The 23,423-nt window shown below is 43.2% G+C and carries 22 protein-coding genes and 1 other RNA gene (1 of these 23 only partly in view); 19 read left to right on the forward strand and 4 right to left on the reverse strand.

Annotated elements, in window-relative coordinates:
• Positions 1-68 precede the first annotated feature (68 nt).
• Positions 69-419 carry a bacillithiol system redox-active protein YtxJ gene (gene ytxJ / locus MFF31_RS10655; protein ID WP_238187983.1) on the reverse strand — a complete coding sequence of 117 codons (351 nt, stop codon included), beginning with the start codon at positions 417-419 and terminating at the stop codon, positions 69-71.
• Between the two features lie 178 nt (positions 420-597).
• Here ytxJ and MFF31_RS10660 point away from each other — a divergent pair, with 178 nt between their 5' ends.
• Positions 598-948, forward strand: a complete 351-nt coding sequence (locus tag MFF31_RS10660; RefSeq protein WP_309296668.1) for a DUF1360 domain-containing protein — start codon at positions 598-600, stop codon at positions 946-948.
• A gap of 120 nt (positions 949-1,068) precedes the next feature.
• Here the strand turns inward: MFF31_RS10660 and MFF31_RS10665 are convergent, their stop codons facing one another.
• Together MFF31_RS10665 and MFF31_RS10670 are read right to left on the reverse strand one after the other, a co-directional pair.
• Positions 1,069-1,356 carry a hypothetical protein gene (locus MFF31_RS10665; protein WP_238187984.1) on the reverse strand — a complete coding sequence of 96 codons (288 nt, stop codon included), beginning with the start codon at positions 1,354-1,356 and terminating at the stop codon, positions 1,069-1,071.
• Between the two features lie 119 nt (positions 1,357-1,475).
• A complete protein-coding gene (locus MFF31_RS10670; protein WP_238187985.1) occupies positions 1,476-3,590 on the reverse strand; it encodes a transglycosylase domain-containing protein in 2,115 nt (704 codons plus the stop codon).
• Positions 3,591-3,837: 247 nt separating this feature from the next.
• Here MFF31_RS10670 and MFF31_RS10675 point away from each other — a divergent pair, with 247 nt between their 5' ends.
• The 6 genes from MFF31_RS10675 (at position 3,838) to argS (ending at position 10,131) form a co-directional block, all read left to right on the forward strand.
• Positions 3,838-5,088 (forward strand): sugar efflux transporter, encoded by a 1,251-nt coding sequence (locus MFF31_RS10675; protein WP_238187986.1) that lies wholly within the window; start codon positions 3,838-3,840, stop codon positions 5,086-5,088.
• Between the two features lie 118 nt (positions 5,089-5,206).
• Positions 5,207-6,034, forward strand: coding sequence for a polyamine aminopropyltransferase (gene speE / locus MFF31_RS10680; RefSeq protein WP_238187987.1), 828 nt, complete (start codon positions 5,207-5,209; stop codon positions 6,032-6,034).
• Between the two features lie 156 nt (positions 6,035-6,190).
• The gene (locus tag MFF31_RS10685) at positions 6,191-6,733 is read left to right on the forward strand and encodes a DNA-deoxyinosine glycosylase (protein ID WP_238187988.1); all 543 of its coding nucleotides are present in this window, start codon (positions 6,191-6,193) and stop codon (positions 6,731-6,733) included.
• Positions 6,734-6,805: 72 nt separating this feature from the next.
• Positions 6,806-7,837, forward strand: coding sequence for a hypothetical protein (locus tag MFF31_RS10690; protein ID WP_238187989.1), 1,032 nt, complete (start codon positions 6,806-6,808; stop codon positions 7,835-7,837).
• Positions 7,838-8,005: 168 nt separating this feature from the next.
• Complete coding sequence (locus tag MFF31_RS10695) at positions 8,006-8,449, forward strand: YwiB family protein (protein WP_238187990.1); 444 nt, start codon at positions 8,006-8,008, stop codon at positions 8,447-8,449.
• Positions 8,446-10,131 (forward strand): arginine--tRNA ligase, encoded by a 1,686-nt coding sequence (gene argS, locus MFF31_RS10700; protein ID WP_238187991.1) that lies wholly within the window; start codon positions 8,446-8,448, stop codon positions 10,129-10,131. The genes MFF31_RS10695 and argS overlap by 4 nt, the downstream gene beginning before the upstream one ends.
• A gap of 412 nt (positions 10,132-10,543) precedes the next feature.
• On the opposite strand, the gene MFF31_RS10705 is transcribed toward argS, so the two are convergent.
• Complete coding sequence (locus MFF31_RS10705) at positions 10,544-11,680, reverse strand: S8 family peptidase (RefSeq protein WP_238187992.1); 1,137 nt, start codon at positions 11,678-11,680, stop codon at positions 10,544-10,546.
• Positions 11,681-12,027: 347 nt separating this feature from the next.
• Between MFF31_RS10705 and rpoE the strand changes: the two genes are divergently transcribed.
• The 12 genes from rpoE to recR form a co-directional block, all read left to right on the forward strand.
• On the forward strand, positions 12,028-12,591 hold the full coding sequence (rpoE, locus tag MFF31_RS10710) for a DNA-directed RNA polymerase subunit delta (protein ID WP_238187993.1): 564 nt from the start codon (positions 12,028-12,030) through the stop codon (positions 12,589-12,591).
• 304 nt (positions 12,592-12,895) lie between these two features.
• The gene (locus MFF31_RS10715; protein ID WP_238187994.1) at positions 12,896-14,500 is read left to right on the forward strand and encodes a CTP synthase; all 1,605 of its coding nucleotides are present in this window, start codon (positions 12,896-12,898) and stop codon (positions 14,498-14,500) included.
• Between the two features lie 163 nt (positions 14,501-14,663).
• A complete protein-coding gene (locus tag MFF31_RS10720; protein WP_238187995.1) occupies positions 14,664-15,062 on the forward strand; it encodes a response regulator in 399 nt (132 codons plus the stop codon).
• A 488-nt stretch (positions 15,063-15,550) separates the two neighbouring features.
• Positions 15,551-16,807 (forward strand): UDP-N-acetylglucosamine 1-carboxyvinyltransferase, encoded by a 1,257-nt coding sequence (locus tag MFF31_RS10725; RefSeq protein ID WP_238187996.1) that lies wholly within the window; start codon positions 15,551-15,553, stop codon positions 16,805-16,807.
• Between the two features lie 96 nt (positions 16,808-16,903).
• Entirely contained in the window at positions 16,904-18,244 is a 1,341-nt protein-coding gene (rho, locus tag MFF31_RS10730) for a transcription termination factor Rho (RefSeq protein ID WP_238187997.1), read from the forward strand.
• Positions 18,245-18,265: 21 nt separating this feature from the next.
• Positions 18,266-19,519, forward strand: a complete 1,254-nt coding sequence (locus MFF31_RS10735; protein WP_238187998.1) for a radical SAM family protein — start codon at positions 18,266-18,268, stop codon at positions 19,517-19,519.
• Between the two features lie 144 nt (positions 19,520-19,663).
• Complete coding sequence (gene rpmE / locus MFF31_RS10740) at positions 19,664-19,861, forward strand: 50S ribosomal protein L31 (protein ID WP_238187999.1); 198 nt, start codon at positions 19,664-19,666, stop codon at positions 19,859-19,861.
• Between the two features lie 81 nt (positions 19,862-19,942).
• The gene (locus tag MFF31_RS10745) at positions 19,943-20,356 is read left to right on the forward strand and encodes a hypothetical protein (RefSeq protein ID WP_238188000.1); all 414 of its coding nucleotides are present in this window, start codon (positions 19,943-19,945) and stop codon (positions 20,354-20,356) included.
• A gap of 90 nt (positions 20,357-20,446) precedes the next feature.
• Positions 20,447-20,714: signal recognition particle sRNA large type (gene ffs, locus MFF31_RS10750), an RNA gene on the forward strand.
• 220 nt (positions 20,715-20,934) lie between these two features.
• Complete coding sequence (gene dnaX / locus MFF31_RS10755; RefSeq protein WP_238188001.1) at positions 20,935-22,728, forward strand: DNA polymerase III subunit gamma/tau; 1,794 nt, start codon at positions 20,935-20,937, stop codon at positions 22,726-22,728.
• 33 nt (positions 22,729-22,761) lie between these two features.
• On the forward strand, positions 22,762-23,073 hold the full coding sequence (locus MFF31_RS10760) for a YbaB/EbfC family nucleoid-associated protein (RefSeq protein WP_238188002.1): 312 nt from the start codon (positions 22,762-22,764) through the stop codon (positions 23,071-23,073).
• Between the two features lie 48 nt (positions 23,074-23,121).
• On the forward strand, positions 23,122-23,423 hold the 5' portion of the coding sequence (recR, locus tag MFF31_RS10765) for a recombination mediator RecR (protein ID WP_238188003.1). The gene runs 298 nt beyond the window's last position; only the first 302 of its 600 coding nucleotides appear in the window; it begins with the start codon at positions 23,122-23,124; its stop codon lies beyond the right edge, outside the window.

Consider the following 23,423-nt stretch of genomic DNA (forward strand, 5'->3'; position numbering starts at 1 on the left):
AACGACAACCGGATATGTTCCAGTTGTCGTTCTTTTGCCTCATTTCATAATAAGTGGAACTTATTGGATTATTGAGAAACCGCAAGTACACGCCTTATTGCAGTCGATTCAATTTGGCGATGTGAGGCATGCCAGATGACTTGACCTCCTTTTAGTAGTAAAGCTTGTGGTGATTGATGAGTGATGGAAAAACGCCGAGTAATTTCATTAGAAAGTGCTCTTTCTTCAATAACTCTAACCATTACCATTCCAATATGCAGTCTCTCAGCAAGTATTTGCTGGGCGAACTGTTGCATATGTGCATGAACGAAGCTGCTTGTTCCACAGCGGGTACTGTGCTTGAAAATAATAGTAGGTTTGTGGTGGGACTGCGCTATAACGGAATTGAGCTCTGCTTGTGTTTGAATCAAATGAATCATTTTGTTCACCTCGTATCGTTATTCTAATGAACCGGTCGAGCTCATAAAATAAGGATGAAACTCAACTGACTGATTTAATAAGGTATGTACATGGCAACGTTTCAGTAAAGGCTAATCCACTGCAGTAAATCCCTATTAATAGTTGGGCGATTAGAGTATTTAAGGGGTGTGAAGAAAAGTGATCAATGAACTGTCATGGCTTGAGCTTGCTGTGCTCATACTCGCTAGTTATCGCTTTACTCGGCTTATTGTATTTGATGAGATTACATCATTCCTCCGCAAACCTTTTTTGGAGGAGCACTATGAGACAAATGAAGAAGGCAAGACTATAGCAGTAATTAATGAAAAAGGTGGATTTATACGTTCTTTTTTTCGAAGGTTGTTAACTTGCTACTGGTGTGTAGGAATATGGTCAGCCATTGTTGTCGTAGTTGCTTATTTTCTCATTCCTACTATTGTATATCCGATTCTCTTTGTACTTGCAGTAGCTGGAGCTGCTGGTGTGCTGGAATCCTTTGTGAAGGGATAGCTGCTCAATAGTTAATTATATTACGGCAAAAAACCTCTCATTCCTATTTTGAAGGAAGAGAGGTTTTTAGGGGCGTCCCTTTGGGTCAAAGCTCATACATAAATGAATTTTGCTAAGCAATTATTTAATATCGTCTGAGTATGAATCAGCATTATTGTTGTCATGCAACCTTGCATGCACAAGACCAATCGCTGTACCAATAACATAAATATGAACGCTGCCGATCAGAAATCCAATACCGACCATGAGGCCGATGTTTTGATCACTAAAGTGACTTAAGTTGATGAGACATAACAGGACACCAATCGTGAGAACTCCCCAAGCAATAATGGTCATTACATGGACTAAACGCTTTACATCGGATTTGGATGGTCCTACTTGGCTTATTGAAACTGTTTTGGTTGTCATATGAAACACTCCTATTCAGTGTTTGTAAGTGCTTTCTTTAACAACACTATAACACATTATATGTCGTTTGTTCAAAGAAAATTCACTTTTTGCACATAAAATGGACAAAAGTTGTTCTGTTATTCTTTCCACCAGCGCTTCAAATCATCCAACCAGGAACGTTTGTTCTTATCATTACCCTTAATGTTACCATCATATCCTTTATTTTCTTTTTCGTTGCTACTTACGGTCGTACCGCATACCTCTGTCGGTACTGTACCTACGAGTAAGGTTTCTATTCTGCGGTTAGGACATGTAGCAGCAGCAAGCTTTCCAGAGGTTGGATCAATAAAAACATTGACGACACCTTCTGGCATGGAAAATATTTTTGGTGGAACGGTAGATAAGGAGCTTTCAATAAAGCTCGCAAAGATGGGTGCCGCCCGATGTGCCTCTGCTACGGTAAGTTTTCGATCCTTGTCATAGCCCACCCAAACAGCAGTAGTAAGCTCTGGTGTATAACCTACTAGCCAAGCATCTGTCGGAGTCGTTCCTGTCTTGCCTGCCACAGGTCGTTTAATAACAGAGGCGACTCGGTGTGCAGTTCCGCCAGTATCAAACACACTTTCCATTAAGCTAGTCATCACATAGGCTTCAGCAGGTGAGATGACTCCATCACTTTTTTCCTTCGCTTCATATATAACTTGTCCTTTATGATCTTCAATCCGCAAGATGGCAACAGGTTCAATGCGAATCCCCTCATTCGCGAATGTCCCATAAGCAGAAGCCATCTCGAATGGGCTTACAGGAAAGGTGCCAAGAGCAAGGGACGGGACAGGTCTCATAGGACTGCCTATTCCTAACTTACGGGCTGTATCAATCACTTTCCCGGCACCAACAGTCATAATCGTATTTACGGCGTATATATTATCCGAGCCAGAAACTGCTTGTCGCATATCTATATAGTCATTTGCATATTTATCGTTGTAATTATGCGGTTCATACGTTTTGCGTCCTTCATCATACGAAAACACGGTCGGTTCGCTTTTGAATCGCGTTAGGGGAGACATAAAGCCGCTCCTTATAGCAGTTAGGTATAGAAAAGGTTTGAAAGTAGAGCCAGGCTGACGCGTACTGGCAAATACACGATTATATTGATTGTTTTTATAGTCTCTGCCACCGACCATCGCTTTAATGTAGCCATTGCGTGGATCGATTGCGATCAGTGCCGCCTGCTGCGTCGAGCTTTCTGGTATAACTTTATTAATGGATTCCTCTGCGGCAGCTTGTGCTTCTTGATCTAGTGTCGTGTATATTGTAATGCCGCCTTTGTTAAGCATATCGCTCTCTATACCTAATTTCTCTACAGCAATATTACGTATATAGTCACGGAAATAAGGGGCGAATCCTTCTGTTTGCTCTAAACTAAGCGGTTGGAATTGCAACACTTCCGCATAAGCAGCTGCAGCCTGTTCCTCATTGATAGAACCGCCTTCCTTCATTGCCTCCAAAATAACAAATTGTCTGTCCTTTGCATTTTTCATATTCAAATAAGGAGAGTAGTATTTCGGTCCCTTCGGAATGCCGGCAAGCATCGTACTTTCAGCAATGGATAGCTCAGAGGCATGTTTGTCGAAATAGAGCTTAGCAGCAGCTTCGATTCCATAGGAGCCATGGCCATAATATATTTGGTTTAAATACATCCCCAAAATATCGTCTTTTGAATATTTCATCTCAAGTTGAGCAGTGTACATTGCTTCCTTCAGCTTGCGCTGCCAAGTACGTTCATGAGTTAAATACAGATTGCGGGCAAGTTGCTGTGTCAACGTACTGGCGCCTTGCTTAGTCGACATGCTTTGAACATTAACGACAACAGCACGAGCCATACCTTTCAAGTCGAAGCCGGCATGGTTGTAGAACCTGCGGTCTTCAACGGCTAACGTTGCATCGATGACATAGTGCGATATATTTTCCAATGAGACAGAACGGCGATTCTCGCCTCCGTGAAATGTATCAATAACGTTGCCGTCCAGATCGAGCATTTGCGAAGTTTGACTAATTGTTGAAACAGGCAGTGTTTGCGTGCGCAAATAGAAATAAAGACCTGCGATTGACACGAAAGCAATGACTCCCAATATAGCGATGCGGCGAAACCATTTCTTGAGACGTAAAATATAAGGAAGCATCCTCTCGGATAGTATAGGAAATAGATGCTGGCGGTGCGGTTTTCCTTGCCGCTTTGAGGACTGTTTCATGATGAAAACTCCCTTCGTTGTAAAACAATACATCTCTTAGTATGGAAAAATGAGGAACGACCTATTCATACGAAGATGGATGTATTTCAAATCATGCTAAAAAAGATATGAATGAAATATTTTGTCGAAAGGTCCATTTTTTTCGCAATCATTTATACTAAAGCTTAGAGAGTGACGGCTGTGCACCGGTACATACAACTAGAAGGGGTCTGCTCTTAACTAGAGATATAGAGGAGCTGGGGGAATAGTGGGGAATATTATTTCGTCTACAAAACAGCATGCAAAAACAGTAATGGCAATTCAAGATTTTCCGATCATTATGTTGATCAACATCTTTTTGGGCATCTCGTTTTCATTTGTACTTCCTTTTAATTCCTTGTTCGGTATCGATGAAGTTGGAATGAGCAACACAACCTTTGGGATTTTTATGATGGTTTCTTCCATTTTCGGTATTGTGTTTAGCACTTGGATTGCGAAGCTGTCCGATCGAGTTCCTGATCGTAAGTTTATTTTGATCCTATGTGCATTAGCAGGAGTGATTGGGTATATTGGCTTTGCTTTTTCGCGTAACTACTTTGTTCTTTTAGCTATATCATCTATTTTTCTAGGTATTGCTTCATCTACTTTCGCTCAAGTATTTGCTATAGGCAGAGAAATATTAACAAGATCCACACTGCCAGCGAAGCAGTTGCCTCTTTATATGAACATTCTTCGTACTATTTTTGCTCTGTCATGGACTGTCGGTCCTGCAATTGCAGCTTATGTATTGCTCTATCAGGGATTTATCGGTTTGTTCGTCGTTGCTGCGACATGTAATGCTGTTGTTGCTGTCATCGCATTATTATTTCTAAATAAACGAAAGGTGGGGTCTGCACCGAAGACGGCAGCTTCTAACATCCCTCTTAAACAAATTGTGTTCCAGCCCGTCATCTTTGTTAACTTACTAGCCTTTACATTTATCTCAACAGCTAACACGCTCAGCACGATGAATATGGCTCAATATGTGACGAAGGTGCTTGGTGGAGGCAAGGAGCATATCGGTATCATTTTTAGCATTCCACCCATTTTTGAAGTACCGTTTATGCTTGGGTTCGGTTATTTGGCAACTCGAATGAAAAGTGATCGACTTATTCGACTTGGCGCACTGATTGCTTTTATCTATTTCACAATCTTATTTTTTGTGGAGACCCCTTATCATATTTATGCTGTACAAATTCTTAGTGCAGCCTATATTTCGATTACATCAGGAATCGCTATTACATATTTCCAAGACTTTCTTCCAGAAATGCCGGGTACAGCGACCAATCTATACTCCAATTCGAATAAAGTAGGCTCTATGTTAGGCTTTTTGTTGTTTGGTTTTATTGCAGATGCTTTTGGTTATCGTAATGTGTATCTTGCTTGTGCAGCGTTTACACTTATAGCGGTTGTACTTCTTTTTGGCCTTGCAAAAGCGAAAAAGAAAGGTGTAGATACGAAGCTATCTATAAGCGGATAACTCACGTTCAACTATTAGTTAATAAATATTTTGTGGATTACCGTTTAAAAGGTTGCATTTTTGGCTTGAAATACTATAATACAGGTTGAACTATTGAAGGAAAGAAGGGATTATCGACATGGAATTATGGTATACAGAGAAACAAACAGAAAACTTCGGTATTACAGCGAAGATCACTAAATCGTATGTACACGAACAAACGGATTTTCAACAGCTAGACATGATTGAGACGGAAGAGTTCGGCACTATGCTTGTTCTTGACGGTATGGTAATGACAACGGTAAAAGATGAATTCGTCTACCATGAGATGGTTGCCCATCCAGTACTCTTTACTCACCCGAACCCAGAGAACGTGCTAGTAGTAGGCGGCGGCGATGGCGGCGTTATCCGTGAGGTAATGAAGCATCCTAAGGTGAAAAAAGCTGTTCTCGTTGATATAGACGGAAAAGTTATTGAATATTCCAAAAAGTATTTGCCTTCAATCGCAGGCGAGCTGGACAACCCACGCGTTGAAGTGCTTGTAAATGATGGATTTATGCATATCCATGATCATAAAAATACGTATGATGTCATTATGGTTGATTCCACTGAGCCTGTTGGCCCTGCGGCGAACCTGTTCACTCGAGGTTTTTATCAAGGAATCTTCGAATCACTTAAAGAAGATGGCATCTTCGTTGCTCAAACGGATAATCCTTGGTTTAAGGCGGATCTAATTCAAAGCGTGAACAAAGATGTAAAAGAAGTGTTCCCAATTGTACGTGTATACGGTGCGAACATTCCTACTTATCCAAGTGGCCTTTGGACGTTCACTATGGGAAGTAAGAAATACGATCCGCTTCAAGTGGATGAAACTTCAATTCCTGAAATTGATACTAAGTACTACACGCCTCGCTTGCACAAAGCAGCGTTTGTACTTCCTAAGTTTGTAGAAGATCTAGTGAAATAAACGATTTCAAACAGTTTAATGTTTTGGAATGTAAACAAGAGCCCGATTCGGCCACCCGCCGAAATCGGGCTTCTTATGTCTTCATCCTAATGGAGTAAATACCGTATGAGTCCCTTGTCGTAGGATATAATGGAGAAATGAAAGGGGGCGGCAGTAGTGTCGCGTATTTTTTCTTTTCCACCTCTTATAGATGATCGAGCACATGTGTTGATTGCAGGAACTGCACCCAGCGTGAAGTCGCTACAGCATGGGCAATTCTATGGGCATCCACAAAACTACTTCTGGCGCGTTATATATGGTCTATTTCAAGCTCCGAGTGAGGGTGAAGATACGTTCCCATCGCCTGACCCTATATATGAAAATCGAATAACATTTCTTCAAGAGCATCGCCTTGCACTGTGGGACGTTATTTCTTCCTGTGAGCGTGAAGGCAGTCTTGATGTCAACATTAAAGGTGAAATATTGAATGATATCCCAGGTTTGCTGGAACAATATCCTTCTGTCCGATGTATTGCATTCAACGGAAGTAAAGCGTACGATACTTTTCAAAGAAATTTCCGCGGGCACCCTGCACTCGAAGATGTAGCAATGCTGAAGCTGCCCTCAACGAGCCCTATTCCGACAAAGTATATGCGATCATTAGAGGATCGACTGAATGCATGGCGTGTTATCGTTCCCTATTCGGAAGAATTATGTTGAATATGCAACAAATGTAAACCCTTGATCGTTAGGCATATGTAGGCATATTCGATTCAAGGGGGCTTTGCAAGTATGAATAAATTACATAATTATATGAAGTTAACCATGTTTTCTTTGTTTATGTCATTCGTTATAGCTGGATGCAGTTCAAGTGACAACAAGCCAGTGAGTTCGACTACATCTCAAGTTCCAACGTTTTCATCAAGTGCAAGTGAAGCGGCTACACCGACACCAACTGTAGAGTTGATTGATAGTGATCAAGTAATAAAGACGTTCAGCGATCTCGCAATGGAAAAACCACTGGCAGATGTTATGTATGCAGCATATTCTAAGAATATTGTAGACTTACAGCCAGCTGATGCAGATGAACTAACTCGTGTACTAGAATCCTACTATAATGAAAATCTGGATGCATTTACGGATAAGCTTGACAGTGAAATCGTTCAGAAGGCATTGCATGTAAACTATATACCGATTACGGATAAACAGCTTGATGAGCTCACGACGATTGAAAGTGATGACGTCCGTCAATTCATTCAGAAGACACTTAGAAATGGATACAAATTGGTCTCAGGAGAAGGGACTATTTATCTTGCTGTTGATTACAGTAAGCTGCTTATACATTCAGACAAACTAACACCTGCTATGAAGGCCTATTTAGAAATCATGAGTTCAGAATCAAACGAAAAATCAATGAGTGATGCTAGTATAGTAATTGGGCTTGATGAGTTAGCAACTAGAACGCTTGCTGCTGAAAGCTTCGTTGTAACATATCCTGACTCATTGGAAAGAAAAAAGATTGAGCAGCAATATGGTCTTTATTTATCGATGTTTTTGGCAGGAACGTCTAACACAACCCATTACGGTGAGAAATACATGATTCTCCCAGAAGTGAAGAGTCAATACGAACAAATGGTAGCAGATTATGGAGAGACAATCACAGGTCAAGTGACACAACAATTACTCGACATTTTGAAAGGAACGAAAGGTGCTTTTTTCGAGGTAGATGGACTAGGGGAATCGCAGAGCATACCTGAAGTACAGAAGTTTTTTGATAATTTTTATACGGATGCCGTTGCTAAATTTCCCGCTGCAACTAAATAATTGGATTCGCTCGCCCCCCAAGTGGGATGGTATAATGTGCAGATACCGGATTTCTATTAGAACGTATTCATTGGGAGTAGAAGAATTGTTCTGAATTTATGGGTGAAGTGATCTTCATCATGAGTTATAGTAGTAACATATAAGAAGATAGATAAGCGGGAGTAGACTATGAAAGATAGCGGTAAAGCCATCATCATACTGGAGAGTAAGGTTGATGGTGAGAAGGTTACTCATCGTTATAAGGGAGAATGGTTTCGGAAGCAAAAGTCACTTTTCATTCGCTATGAGGAAGATGGGGACATACGCTCTCTAATACGGTATTCTCCGAATGAGTTGTCTGTTAAACGTAACGGTGCCCTTAAATCCGAGCAGTTGTTTGTCCCGGGCCAGAGCAGAAGTGGTAGCTATCGGTCACCTGTGACAGTATTTCAATTAGAGACGCACACGAAGTCGTTAATTCTGCATGTCAAAGCGAGTCAGGACCATAACGAGCCATTGTTGCCATCATCGCCGCCATTTACGATTGAGTGGCGGTACGAGTTATTTGTAAGTGAGCAAATGTCGGGGCGGTTTCATATCCGTCTCCATCTACAGGAGGATCATGAAGTATGAGTGCGAATGAAAATGTGTTAGACAAATTATATGAGCAAGTCAAAGGTGCGATTGCAGACGCTGCTGTTGCTGCGGGACTTGCTGCTAGAGAAGATTTGCCTCAGTTTGTTCTTGAAGTTCCGAAGGACAAGACTCATGGCGACCTTGCAACGAATGCTGCTATGCAGCTAACGAAACTTGCAAAAAAAAATCCGCGTCAAATTGCGGAAGCTATTATCGAAAATTTAGATTTGAAAAGTGCTTCGATCCAATCTGCTGATATCGCAGGCCCGGGGTTTATTAACTTCCGTATGGATAAGAGCTATCTGTATCCTGTAGTGGCGCAAGCACTTGAAGCGGGGGAAAACTTCGGACGAGCAGCAGTTGGTACTGGCCAGCGCGTACAGGTGGAGTTTGTTAGTGCTAACCCTACGGGCAGCTTGCATCTTGGACATGCACGCGGTGCAGCAGTCGGCGATGCTCTTTGTAACGTTCTCGATTACGCTGGCTACGATGTAACACGTGAATATTATATTAATGATGCTGGAAAACAAGTGGAGAACCTTGCGAAATCCCTTGAAGCTCGCTATCGCCAAGCACTTGGCCAACAGGCTGACATGCCAGAGGATGGTTATTTCGGCGAAGATATTATTGGTTTCGCAAAAGGGCTTGCAGAGCAAGAAGGAGATCGTCTTCTTTCGTTATCTGACGAGGAAAGATTTACTTACTTCCGCAGCTTCGGGCTTGAGAAAGAGTTGGATAAAATCAAGCGTGACCTTAATCGATTCCGTGTTGGATTTGATGTCTGGTACAGCGAGACTGCCCTCTACGAGAGCGGACAAGTTGAGCAGGGATTAGAAGCGCTTAAAGCTTCAGGACATGTATACGACGAAGAAGGAGCAACATGGCTTAATACAATGCTGTTCGGCGATGACAAAAATCGCGTCCTAGTCAAAAATGATGGTTCCTACACGTACCTAACGCCCGATATTGCTTATCACCGTGACAAATACGGTCGTGGCTATGATCGCATGATCAACATATGGGGAGCAGACCATCACGGCTATATTCCACGTGTGAAGGCTGCAATGGAAGCACTCGGCAACGATCCTGGTAAGCTTACTGTCCTGATTGCTCAGATGGTTAGTTTGTTCCAGAACGGCGAGAAGATGAAGATGTCCAAACGTACAGGTAAAGCGGTAACGATGGAGGACCTAATGGATGAGGTAGGCATCGATGCTATCCGTTACTTCTTTTCCATGCGAGGCATGGACTCCCATCTAGACTTCGACATGGATCTAGCCATTTCGACGTCCAACGAAAATCCAGTATTCTATGTGCAATATGCACATGCACGGATTTGCAGCATATTCAGACAAGCGGAAGAGCAAGGCATTGCGCTTGCGGATACAAGCAGTATCAACTTTGAAAAGCTTAATACAGAAGCTGAATATGATCTGCTTCGCAAAATTGGTGAATTGCCGCAAGAGATTACGGAAGCAGCTGCTCAGTATGCACCGCACCGTCTCATCCGCTACGTATATGAACTGGCTTCCCAGTTCCACAGCTATTACCGCGCAGAACGAGTTATAACGGAAGACTCCGAGCAGACTGCCGCACGTTTGGCATTGCTCGGCGCGGTTCGTATTGCCATTGCGAACGTGCTTCGCCTTGTGGGCGTTTCCGCTCCAGATCGTATGTAGCCGTCTTTTCAATATATAGCAAGAGCCGTCCCTGTTAACGGGGACGGCTCTTGTTTATGAATATTATTCGATGAATACGGGGTATCCGGCTTGCGTGGAGTCTTCCAATTTTATTTTGTAGGATTCTCCGGATTTGCTTGATACAGCTTCCATTGTTACTGGTAATTTAATGTTGACGTGATATTCGCCAGGAGGAACTGCCTCACCCTTATCGTTTTTTTGGTCCCAATCGACGGTGGACTGGACTGATCCGGTCTTCCTAATAGATGCTGATTTATAGTATGTACTGTAAAAATAATTGAAATTTGCTATGCAGAGCCACGTTTCTTAATGAGCATAGGGTGAAAAATAAGAACGCCGCCTTGGAATTAGCCAAGGCGGCGCCTATAATTTCAGTTGCAGTTTTACGAAGTTATAATTTTTCTGACGCTTGCAACATGCGCATAATGTCCAGCTCGCCGGTACTTTTGCGCGAGTTACTGTTTTTGAGCGGCTGCATCGATCGTTTCATTATATATTTAATTTCGCTAGGCGTCAGACCAGGCCGCAGAGACAATAAGAGGGCGATCGCACCACTGACATGAGAGGTGGCCATCGAGGTTCCGCTCATTTCATTATAGTTGCCGCGCAGCCAAGCAGAAGTGATTTTGTCCCCGGGAGCATAGATATCGATAAATGCGCCACGGTTGCTGAACGGGGCAACACGACGCAACTTATTGGTTGCGCCAACGGAAATCGTTTGCGAATATCGGGCGGGGTAGTCGACAGAACGACGCTTCCCATCATTGCCGGATGAGGCGACGATAATGACACCGGAGTTGTAGGCACTCGTAACTGCGCCAAGTAAAGATTTACTTCTTGATTTCATTCCAAAGCTCATATTAATAACGTCCATACCATTACGAACACACCATTCGATCCCGAGAATGATATCAGAGACATAGGCACTGCCGTTATGGTCGAATGCTTTGACAGGAGCTATAAGCGCTCTTGGAGCAACACCAATCATTCCTTGCATTTGGTTAGCTGCTGCTATCGTGCCAGCAATATGAGTGCCATGACCGTTGTCGTCATAGGGAGGTTTGCTTCGATGTAGCAAGTTGATGCCGCGCAGCAAAGAATGGCGTAGATCAGGATGGTTGAAGTCTACCCCCGTATCAATAACGCCAACTTTGACCCGATGTCCTGTCGTTACGCTCCATGCAGTAGGAGCTTTAACTTGTTGGACACCCCAAGGAATTCCGTTTTCGATCGCAGGCATTTTCTGACTGGAGGGGCTAAAGCTAATTTTACAATCCTTCTCTATCCATATCCGTCCTGCAAATGATTCTAATGTAATCTCAGTTGGTAAGATGCACGAAAAGCCTGACACAAGAGGCATAAGTTTAATCCATTTCAAAATTGATGAGGAATCAGATTGATGAGACAGCTTGCGCAGGAAGCTTCGATACTCGCTGCCGCTGTGGAAACGTATAATTCTTTTTGTTGCCTTGGAGGTATTATTTGCCATAGCCTGCTGTAAACAACGTATTAATGCGGCGGTATCCATGTGTATGCTTCCCCTCCCGAAGGACGATGCTGAACCATTGTATGAACCGTTTAATCCAACCGCATGAGCAACATGCCTTTTTTTATATAAATAGGCTCTGTGCCGTGTCAAAATCGATTTTGAAACATAGGATGAATAAGGAGCTATCAACGCTCTTGCATCTCCGGTAAGTCCGCTTGCGGCTTTGTCGGATGGATACAGTCAAAGCGAAGGGACCCCCCTTCGCTTTTTGGCATCCGAGGCTCCCGCTTGCTTTTTTGCATGAAATAGGTTTTACTATACTTTGACTAGCGTAAACAATGAAATGAACGAGTACATAATTTCTTTGCAAGAGAGGATGTGTCCATATGAGCGGCAGCAATTTTACATTAAAGCTGGATCCTGAACGCGTGAAGGAAATGCCTATGGTCGACTTGGCGTTTGAAGTGCTGAAAGCGGCTAATACGCCTTACTATTATCGCGATCTAATGATGGAGATCGCTAAGATACGTGGTCTTTCACAAGACGGCATTAATCAATTCATCGCCCAAGTATATACGGAGATCAATATTGATGGCCGATTTGCTTGTGTCGGCAGCAATATGTGGGGACTGAAACGCTGGTATCCAGTTGAACGTTCCGAAGATCCAGTAGGTAACGCGAAGCGTACACGTATTATCAACGACGATGATGATTTGGAAGACGATGATGTGTTCGCTGACGAGGAAGAAGAAACCTATGCGGCTGACGAAGAAGACTACGATGTCTTTGACGAAGACCACGAGGACTTCGAAGAGGCAGAGGAAGAAGTCGAGGCAGAAGTAGATATCGAAGACGAGGACTTGGACGAAGAAGTCAGCGGTGAATTAGACACTGATGATGCGGACGAGGAAGACGAAAGCGATGAAGAAGAAGAGGAAGACGATAAGTAGTCGTTTTCGCTTGACATGTCCTATGAGGGCAGAGTAAACTATTGCATGGGCTTAAGATTCGGTTAACAAATAACGCATATGATATGCCAGTAGAGAAAAGTGCCCCCGTTGCTACGGGTGTCACTTTTTTTGTTTGAAGAGATAAGAAGACAGAAGCTTTGTTCAAGAAGCGAATGTGCAAAAGAGACCGATTTTCAGCGTATTGTCTGGAATGCCTCATCATCAAATAACGGTAATTTTTGAACATCGCATTAATTGGGCAAACTTAAATATTAACCATAGGAGCATGGAGGGTATCATCACAGTGACCAAATATATATTTGTAACCGGCGGCGTAGTATCATCCTTGGGCAAGGGCATCACAGCTGCCTCACTCGGCAGATTGTTGAAAAACAGGGGCTTGAAAGTAACAATCCAAAAGTTCGATCCGTACCTTAACGTAGATCCGGGCACGATGAGCCCTTATCAGCATGGGGAAGTATTCGTAACGGACGACGGAGCTGAGACTGACCTTGACCTTGGTCACTATGAGCGTTTCATCGATATCAATCTTTCAAAAAACAGCAATGTAACGACAGGTAAAATTTATTCAAACGTTATTACAAAGGAACGCCGCGGTGACTATTTGGGCGGAACGGTTCAAGTTATTCCGCATATTACAAATGAGATCAAAGACCGTGTGTTTCGTGCTGGAAGAGAAGCGGGATCAGATGTAGTTATTACAGAGATCGGCGGAACAGTTGGCGATATCGAAAGTCTTCCTTTCTTGGAAGCGATTCGTCAAATTAAGAGCGACATCGGTCGCGAAAATGTTATGTATATTCATGTAACGTTGATTCCATATATTAAAGCTGCAGGCGAAGTGAAAACGAAGCCTACCCAGCATAGTGTAAAAGAACTTCGCAGCATCGGCATTCAGCCGAATGTTATCGTATGCCGTACGGAGTATCCATTAGCTGACGATATGAAGCGTAAAATCGGTTTGTTCTGCGATATCGATGCTAACGCAGTAATTGAATGCCGTGATGCTTCCACATTGTACGAAGTACCGCTTATGCTAAGAGAAGAAGGTCTTGACGAAATTGTTGTCAACCATTTGAAGCTTACGACGGAACAACCGGATATGCGTGAGTGGGAAAGCCTAGTTCAACGTGTCAAATCGTTGCATAAGACGACTGAGATCGCAATTGTTGGTAAATATGTTGCACTTCATGATGCTTATCTTAGTATTGTAGAATCACTAGGTCATGCAGGTATCGCAGTTGATTCGGAAATTAAAATACGCTGGGTAGATGCAGAGCTATTGACTGATGATAACGTAGCAGACAAGCTTCAAGGTATACACGGTATTCTAGTGCCAGGTGGCTTTGGAGATCGCGGAATCGAAGGTAAAATTTGTGCGATTCGTCATGCTCGTGAGCAAAATGTACCGTTCTTTGGTATTTGTCTTGGCATGCAAGTTGCTGTTATTGAGTATGCACGTAACGTCGTTGGTCTTACTAACGCGAACAGCTCAGAAATCAATTCCTCCACACCATATCCTGTTATTGATCTATTGCCAGATCAGAAGGATATTGAGGATATGGGCGGAACGATGCGTCTTGGCTTGTACCCATGCAAAATTGCACCAGAATCGCTTGCTGCACGTGAATATGATGATGAATTGGTATACGAGCGTCACCGTCACCGGTATGAATTCAATAATGAATACCGTGAAGCGATCGAAGCTGCAGGACTTCATATTTCTGGTACATCCCCAGATGGTCGTCTTGTAGAAATGGTGGAATTAGCGGAGCATCCGTGGTTCCTGGCTGTTCAATTCCATCCGGAGTTCACATCCAGACCGAATCGTCCACAACCTCTATTCAAAGGTTTTGTTCAAGCGTCGCAAAGCTATTCGGAGCGTTAAATTATTCACTTTTCACTTCGAGACCGAGATTTTTCTCAATTCCAGCAAGTTTTTGTAGGAAATAGAAGGAAAACCACTAGTCTTCACGAATATATATAAAAAAATATGGAAAGTTGTCCAACATTTTTTATGATGAGATTCAGTCGTGGGGGGTAGATGTAGGTTGGAGAAGAAGAAGGTATTGATTGTTGATGATCAGAATGGAATCCGCATCCTTCTCTTAGAAGTATTTAACAGCGAAGGTTATGACACTTTTCAGGCCCCGAACGGTAAAATTGCCTTGGAAATTGTGAAGCGTGATGCACCGGATCTGGTTTTATTGGATATGAAGATTCCAGGCATGGACGGATTAGAAATATTGAAGCATATCAAGGCGATGGACCCATCCATTAAAGTTATAATGATGACTGCATATGGAGAGCTTGATATGATCAAGGAAGCTACAGATTTGGGAGCGCTTATGCACTTTACGAAGCCATTCGACATTGATGAGATGAGAATCGAAGTGAACAAGCACCTTAATGGTGGCAACTCCTCTGAACGCTTAGCGATAGGATCTTAACATAATGTGTACGGCATCGCTGCTGATATGGGCTGCGATGCCGTTTTTTGTTTCAGAATGAAACAAGCTTTACTATTTGCATGTTCAATATGATATAATAGCTCAGAATGACAAGTTGGAACAGACGTTGATTGTCTTCTACTGCAGTCGGCATAGCCCACAGTATGTATAAAGGCGACCCTAAAATTCATTACGATATAATCTAAAAACTAGTCATCAAGTACTAGGCGCGAACTGCGAAGCTCTTGATCGACGTAAATACTTGACTCCTGCACATGCAGCGATGAAAGCAGTTATTTTAGAGAAAATCAGCTTATTCGGAAGTAAGAACTAAGCATAAGTAACAACCAAGCATAAGTAACAATAGGAACAAAGGAGGACAAACCGTCTTAACAGGCAAGTAGGCTGAAACAGGCAATACCTGATCCTGCTTGCTCCGACGGTTTTTCCTTTGTTCTCTTCCAAGTAACGGGAGGATCAAAGATTTCATGGAGAAATTAATGATACGCGGTGGACGACCGCTGCGAGGAACCGTTCAGATCAGTGGAGCTAAGAACAGCGCAGTTGCGTTAGTTCCAGCTGCTATTCTGGCTGAATCAGAGGTTGTACTCGATAATTTACCACTCATTAGTGATGTAGCAGTGTATAGTGAAATATTGCAGGAGCTAGGTGCGGTTGTTTCTAGAGATGGCGATACGATGAAGATTGATCCTTCGAATCTTGCATCCAAACCGATGCCAAATGGAAAAGTGAAATTACTAAGGGCCTCATATTATTTAATGGGTGCAATGTTAGGACGCTTCGGTGAAGCGACGATCGGTCTTCCTGGAGGTTGTAACTTCGAACCTCGGCCTATAGATCAGCATATTAAAGGTTTTGAAGCATTGGGTGCGACAGTAACAAATGATCATGGTTCCATTCGCATTTCCGCTAAGGAGCTGCGTGGGGCGAAAATTTATTTGGATGTGGCAAGTGTTGGTGCGACGATAAATATTATGCTGGCTGCTTCTAGAGCCAAAGGTTCAACTATTATAGAAAATGCGGCAAAAGAGCCTGAAATTATAGATGTAGCCACTCTTCTTAATTCAATGGGTGCAACCATTAAAGGTGCGGGTACCGAAACGATCCGTATTGAAGGGGTCGATAAGCTTCACGGTTGCCGTCACTCCATTATTCCCGATCGAATCCAAGCAGGAACGTATATGATTGCTGCCGCAGCTACACGCGGTGATGTCCTTATTGATAATGTTATTCCTAAACATTTGGAAGCAATGACAGCAAAGCTGGAAGAGATGGGCGTTCAAGTTATTGAAATGGACGAATCAATTCGGATCATCGGTGGTCCTAATTACTCTGCAATTGATGTAAAAGCTTTAGTGTATCCTGGTTTCCCAACTGATCTTCAATCACCGATGACAACGTTGCTCACACAAGCGAATGGAGTAAGCATTCTAACGGATTATGTATACGGTACAAGATTTAAGCATGTGCCAGAGCTTGTACGTATGGGCGCTAATATCCGTGTTGAAAGCAGGTCTGCTATTATTGAAGGCGGCAAGCTTAATGCAGCTAAAGTAGATGCAGCAGATTTGAGAGCTGGAGCTGCACTAGTTGTTGCGGCGCTAACAGTTGAAGAGGGCGTTACAGAAATTACCGGTGTCGAATACATTGATCGCGGTTATGATCATTTGGTAGAAAACTTATCTAGACTTGGTGCTGAAGTATGGCGTGAATCGGAGTCCTAAGGGACTCCGATAAGCGTTTATCGAATAGGCTGTGCATAGTTTGGCAAAGATGAATAATCAATGATAGATCTATAATTTGAATAGAGTGGTGAGAATATGTCGGATCTTCAGATATCAGATCTGGAAGAATTGAAACTGACAGAACTGTATAAGCTAGCGAAGCAATATCAGATTGCTTATTACGGACAGCTAAAGAAAAAGGAATTAATATTTGCTATACTGCGGGCACAAGCGGAAAAAAGCGGTCTTATGTTTATGGAGGGTGTACTTGATATATTGCAGGAAGGTTTCGGTTTCCTTCGACCTATCAACTATTTGCCAAGCAAAGAAGACATTTACATTTCTGCCTCTCAGATTCGCAGATTCGATTTGAGAAGTGGTGACCTTGTATCCGGTAAATGTCGACCTCCGAAAGAGAATGAACGTTACTTCGGATTGCTTCAAGTAAACGCTGTGAATGGTGAAAATCCAGAAACGGCTTCAGAAAGACTTCACTTTCCTGCTCTTACTCCTCTTTATCCCGAGAAGAAGCTAGTGCTCGAAACCTCGCAGTCGAAAATCTCTACACGTATGATGGACTTGCTTGCACCTGTTGGTCTTGGGCAGAGGGGTCTAATTGTCGCACCTCCCAAAGCTGGTAAAACTCTTTTGATCAAAGAAATTGCGAATAGCATATCGGAAAATCATCCTGAGATCTCATTATTTGTTCTTTTAATTGACGAGCGTCCAGAGGAAGTAACAGATATGCAGCGTTCAGTTAAAGGTGAAGTTGTGTCGTCAACGTTCGACGAGTTGCCGGAAAATCATATTAAGGTTGCGGAGCTTGTATTAGAAAGAGCGCTTAGACTTGTCGAGCACAAAAAGGATGTCGTTATTCTTCTTGATAGTATTACTCGTCTTGCAAGAGCTTATAACCTAGTTATTCCTCCATCAGGTCGTACACTAAGCGGCGGTATTGATCCTGCGGCTTTCCATCGCCCAAAACGTTTCTTCGGTTCAGCGCGTAACGTAGAAGAGGGTGGAAGCTTGACTATTCTTGCCACTGCTCTTGTTGAAACAGGTTCACGTATGGATGATATCATTTATGAAGAATTTAAAGGTACGGGCAATATGGAGCTGCATCTGGATCGGAAGCTTGCGGAACGTCGTATCTTCCCAGCGCTTGATATGCGTAGGTCTGGTACACGCCGTGAAGAAATGTTGCTTACTAAGGAAGAATTGGAGAAAGTTTGGGCTATTCGCAGGGGTATGACAGATGCGCCTGACTTTGTTGATAATTTCCTGAAGAAAATGAAGGAATCGGATAATAACGAGCAATTTTTAATGTCGTTGGATACATCGCCAGAAGCGATGAAGCCAGAGCGTCCTGCTCCAAAGAGCAGTTCGTCATCACAGTCTAATCGTAGACCGGTAGCCAGAACGACGCATAGCTCGTAGTCCTGCTGAAAGGAGTACATCATGAATCTCGTATATGCGGACGAACAAGGTAACGTGTTCGACCATCCCCATTATATCGGGCTTGGCCGAAGTGGTGATATGATTGTTGATATTATGGAGGAGGAACTCATTCCTCTTCCAGAGGGCGCGACGCTAGTAAGTCTGCCATTTACTCGGCCAATTGGACTTGATCCAGTGACAGGAGAGATGCAGGCGCTGCCTGGCGGTGCACAATCTGTAGGAGCACTGCTTCCACAAGGTTATACACGTCTATGTCTGCCTGGTTATGTAAAGTCGAGCAAAGAAGAGAAGTTGCCTTTGTTTGGCTATACGGCTGTTGTGTGGAAAGATGGCGGTTTTTATGTTACTGCAGAGCAATGTGATGATCCAGAAAAATGGGATCCACTTAATTGTGATCAAGGCGAACTTAATGTGCAGGTAGAGAGATTACTGGCGAAATATCCGGATAATCGTCTATACAAACACTTGTCTAATTGCGCACTTGGTTATGAATGCTTAACAGCCTCTAATACGTTTCTAAGCAGATGGGAGGGCGCAGTCCCTGTCTCTTATTCCTGTAATGCAGGATGCTTTGGTTGTATATCTGAGCAACCAGAGGAAAGTGGTTTCGTTGCACCTCAGACACGTATGAACTTTAAACCTACCGTAGATGAAGTGGAGCAGATTATGCTCGAGCATCTTCGTGAGCCTGAGTCCATAATTAGCTTTGGACAAGGTTGTGAAGGTGAACCATCTACTCAAGTGAAAATTATCGTGGAAGCGATGAAGCGTGTTAGAAGCAAGACCTCGCTTGGCTACATTAATATAAACACCAATGCTGGTCTTACTGACTTTATGAGAGCAATTGTAGATGCAGGACTTGATTTGATGAGGGTTAGTACGATTAGTGCCCTTGACGATCACTATAATGCTTACTACAAGCCACGCGGCTATACATTGCAAAATGTTGAAAAATCACTTAAATATGCTACCGACAAAGGTGTTTATACATCCATCAATTATTTAATCTTCCCTGGCGTGACTGATCGCGAAGAAGAGATTGAAGCGATGATTGGGTTTGCAAAACGAACGGGGCTTAAGCTTATACAAATGCGTAATTTGAATATTGACCCTGAAAGTTACTTGTCGTTAATACCAAAGGCGCAAGGTGAAATCTACGGAATGAAACAAATGTTAGAAATATTCCGTCAAGAACTTCCTGATGTCGTTATTGGTTCATATACGCATGTTCCACCTTCCGCAATTAGAAGATAATTGGGCTGATAGGTAAATTCGGGAATCACGCGTATTCAGTAAGGATTCGCATTGCGTACGCTGGGCCTTCCGTGCTATAATCCTACTATGTGTGATTTTAACTCTGGATCCGCATGTGATTCAGGGCAGAAAGAGGTGAACGAGATGAAACAAGGTATTCATCCGACATACCACGTCATTACAGCTACTTGCTCTTGCGGCAATTCATTCGAGACTGGTTCGATTAAATCGAGCCTTCGCGTAGAGGTTTGCTCCGCATGTCACCCATTCTATACGGGTAAGCAGAAGTTCCTGGATGCCGGCGGCCGCGTCGATCGTTTCAAGAAGAAATACGGCATTTAATTTATACAACCATTCAGCCTTTATTTGGCAGAATACAAGAACCTCCCTCAGCCATCCTATGGTTATAAGGGAGGTTTTTTTATGTGGAAATACGGCAAAAATAGAAATAAGAAAAGGGTGTTGAGGCTGATTTTAGTCGGAGCACTTTGCACAGTTATATCTTTAGCTGGAGGCTGCTTCAACGAATCAAAGAGCGAAATGAAGTCCTATGGGCGTGATGGCTATATGGGTTATTCCAACACAAATCCAAATTTATTGAACAAACATTCATCGTTATCATACAAGGATGATGCACGATTGATCGAACAGGTTTTAATTCCCGTCAAAGGTATACAGAGATTAAAAGTTAGTTTTACGGGTGGTCAAGTTCAAGTTGGTATTCAAGTGAAAAAGGGGCTTAGTGGCGCTGAAATAGAGAAAGTAAGAACAGAATCACTAGCAATTGTACAAAAAAATATGCCTCATTATGATGTGAGTGTAAAAGTGAATAGATAACGCTACATGAAGCTTGAAAAGTCCATAGTATTAAAACACTTTTTTAAGACAGGTTGCGCTTTGCGATAGAATGTACTATACTTGTTTTTGCCGTGCTAGATGGGGAGGTAGCGGTGCCCTGTAACTCGCAATCCGCTGTAGCGAGGTTGAATTCCTGTCTGAGGTTATACTGATGTGAGGTTTGGTGCTTGCAAGCAGTGTTGACAGTTGGGTCCTCCGCAATGGACGCTTGTGAACTTGGTCAGGTCCGGAAGGAAGCAGCCATAAGCAAGTTAGTTCATGTGCCGGGGGGATGCCTGGCTCGAGCTGTGTAGCAAGAGTGCCGCTTGGGTCGTATATATCAGGGGCAGGTGCACGGTACTAAATAAGACTTATCTGGGGCAGCGGATGCCCTTGCAAAAATAAGGCCTACAGTAGCAACCTAATCAAGCAGCTAGCTTGAGAGGAGATTGCTAATGTAGGTCTTTTTTCATTCTAATTGTTTTAAAACATTTTGCTTGAAGCCCCAATGTAGTATAATAGATCAAGCAGAAACAGTTGTTAATGAATGAGTTTGTTTGCTGAAAGGGAAGAGTGGCGTGTCACATATAGCTTTATATCGTGCCTGGCGTCCTCAGACGTTTCAGGATATGGTTGGCCAAGGGCATATTATACAAACACTTCAGAATGCAATTCGAGAGCAGAGAGTATCCCATGCCTATTTGTTCAATGGACCTAGAGGAACGGGGAAAACGACAACTGCTAAAGTATTAGCCAAAGCAGTGAACTGTGAACGAGGACCTGCGGTGGAGCCCTGCAATGAATGTGATGCTTGCAGAGGGATAACCGCGGGGCATATTATGGATGTAATCGAGATCGATGCAGCATCCAATCGTGGCATTGATGAAATTCGAGACATTAGAGACAAAGTCAGATATGCGCCATCAGAAGTGCGATACAAGGTTTATATTATCGATGAAGTACACATGCTTACTACCGAAGCCTTCAACGCTTTGCTGAAGACATTAGAGGAACCACCAGGTCATGTTATTTTTATACTTGCTACTACAGAGCCCCATAAGCTTCCGGCGACAATTATTTCTAGATGTCAACGTTTTGACTTTAGACAAGTTTCTCTTGAAGAACAGTCGGGACGTTTAATGCAAATCTGTCAGGAGGAGGGCATTAGCGCCGACGAGGATGCTATTGCTTATATAGCTCGTTTGTCAGAGGGCGGCATGAGAGATGCTATAAGTTTGCTTGAGCAAGTGTCCGCATTTGGAGATAATCGAATTACGCTGGAAGCGGCTATCGATGTTACGGGGGGGATGGCTGCTGATCAGTTTTATCAGCTAGCCGAAGCTCTACGTGATCGTAATGTTGCTTCTGTGATGCCTCTTGTCGAAAGTTTGATGCAAGCGGGTAAGAGTGCGGATAAATGCATGGAAAATTTGGTGTATTACTTCAGAGATTTATTAGTACTGAAGCTGGCACCTTCTGGCGCTGCAGTAACAGAGCGTGTTGTGGATCGTGATCGATTCAAGTCAATGGCAGAGGCATATACTGCTCAGCGATTGTTCGCAATGATTGATATTCTTAATCGCTATCAGGTAGAGTTGAAGCATGCCTCGCAGCCACAGACGTTGTTCGAGGTTGCTTTGATGAAGCTATGTACAATCGGAGAAGATCATTCTTTGGCGAATTCGGGTGGTGGTTCAAGTAATCAATCATCAGAAGGGCTTGCGTCCGGTGCAGAACTGGGCAAACTCCGTCTTCAAGTGGAATCGCTGGAGAGAAAGCTTGAAGCAGCCCTCAAGAATGGCATCGCAGTAGCATCTACAGCAGATGCAGCTCCTGATAGTACAAGGCCAGCCCTTTCAGGTTCGAAGGGGAGTACCCGAGGTGTGTTTGGTGGAGGTAGCGGTGTCTCAAGGGTGAAAGTTAAGTTAGGTCCTTATTTAGAAGCAACAGGTAGTGAATCGTCTAACCTAGCACGATCCAAATGGGGCAATGTGCTTCAACGTGTAAAGGAAGCAAAGGTTACGCTTCATGCTTGGCTTAAAGATGGTGATCTCGTTGCTGTCCAGGGAGGCAACCTTCTACTTGCTTTCAAAAATGAGATTCATCGTGAAACTACTGAAAAACCAAACCATCGTGAAATAATTGAGCGTATTGCTCAAGAAGTTTTAGGTGAGTCGTACCAACTCGTAACCGTTATGCTTAAAGATTGGCAAATCGCGCTAGATGGTGCAGGTGAAACACGAGGGGAAACGCTGGAACTTATACCAGAAGGTGAAGAGGGAGTGCCGCCTCAAGCAAAACGCCCTGTATGGGTTGAAGAAGCGGTAAAGCTTTTTGGTGAAGAGCTGGTTGTCGTGAAGGACAAGGAATAAGGAACAAACAAATAATCGACGAGGTGATTGAAGATGAACAACATGAACCAAATGATGAAACAAGTGAAAAAGATGCAAGAGCAAATGATGAAAGCTCAAGAGGAGCTTGAAACTAAAACCCTTGAAGGTACAGCAGGCGGCGGTGTTGTTACTGTAGCGATCAACGGTCATAAGAAGTTGCTTAACATTGTCATTAAACCTGAAGCAGTAGATCCAGACGATATCGAAATGTTGCAAGATCTTGTAATGACAGCTGTTAATGACGCACTAACTAAAGCTGACGAACTTGCGAATCAAGATATGGGTAAATTTACGGGCGGTATGAAAATTCCAGGCTTGTTCTAAGAAGCGGGTTTAGGCAACGCTTAAAGTCTGAAAGGAGCTGTACCCCCTTTGTATTACCCGGAACCGATAGCTAAGTTGATTGACGCGTTTACCCGATTGCCTGGGATAGGTCCCAAGACTGCTGCTAGACTCGCATTCCATGTGCTGAGGATGAAAGAAGACGATGTTATCGACTTTGCTAAAGCGTTGGTAAGCGTAAAGCGGAATTTATTCTATTGCTCCGTATGTTGCAATATAACAGATACCGATCCATGCAGAATATGCCAGGATAAATCACGTGATGGCTCAGTCATCTGTGTTGTGCAGGAGTCAAGGGACTTGGTTGCCATGGAGCGTACCAAAGAATTTGA

Origin of the sequence: Paenibacillus sp. L3-i20, assembly GCF_022180385.2 — a bacterium.
Lineage (GTDB): Bacteria > Bacillota > Bacilli > Paenibacillales > Paenibacillaceae > Pristimantibacillus.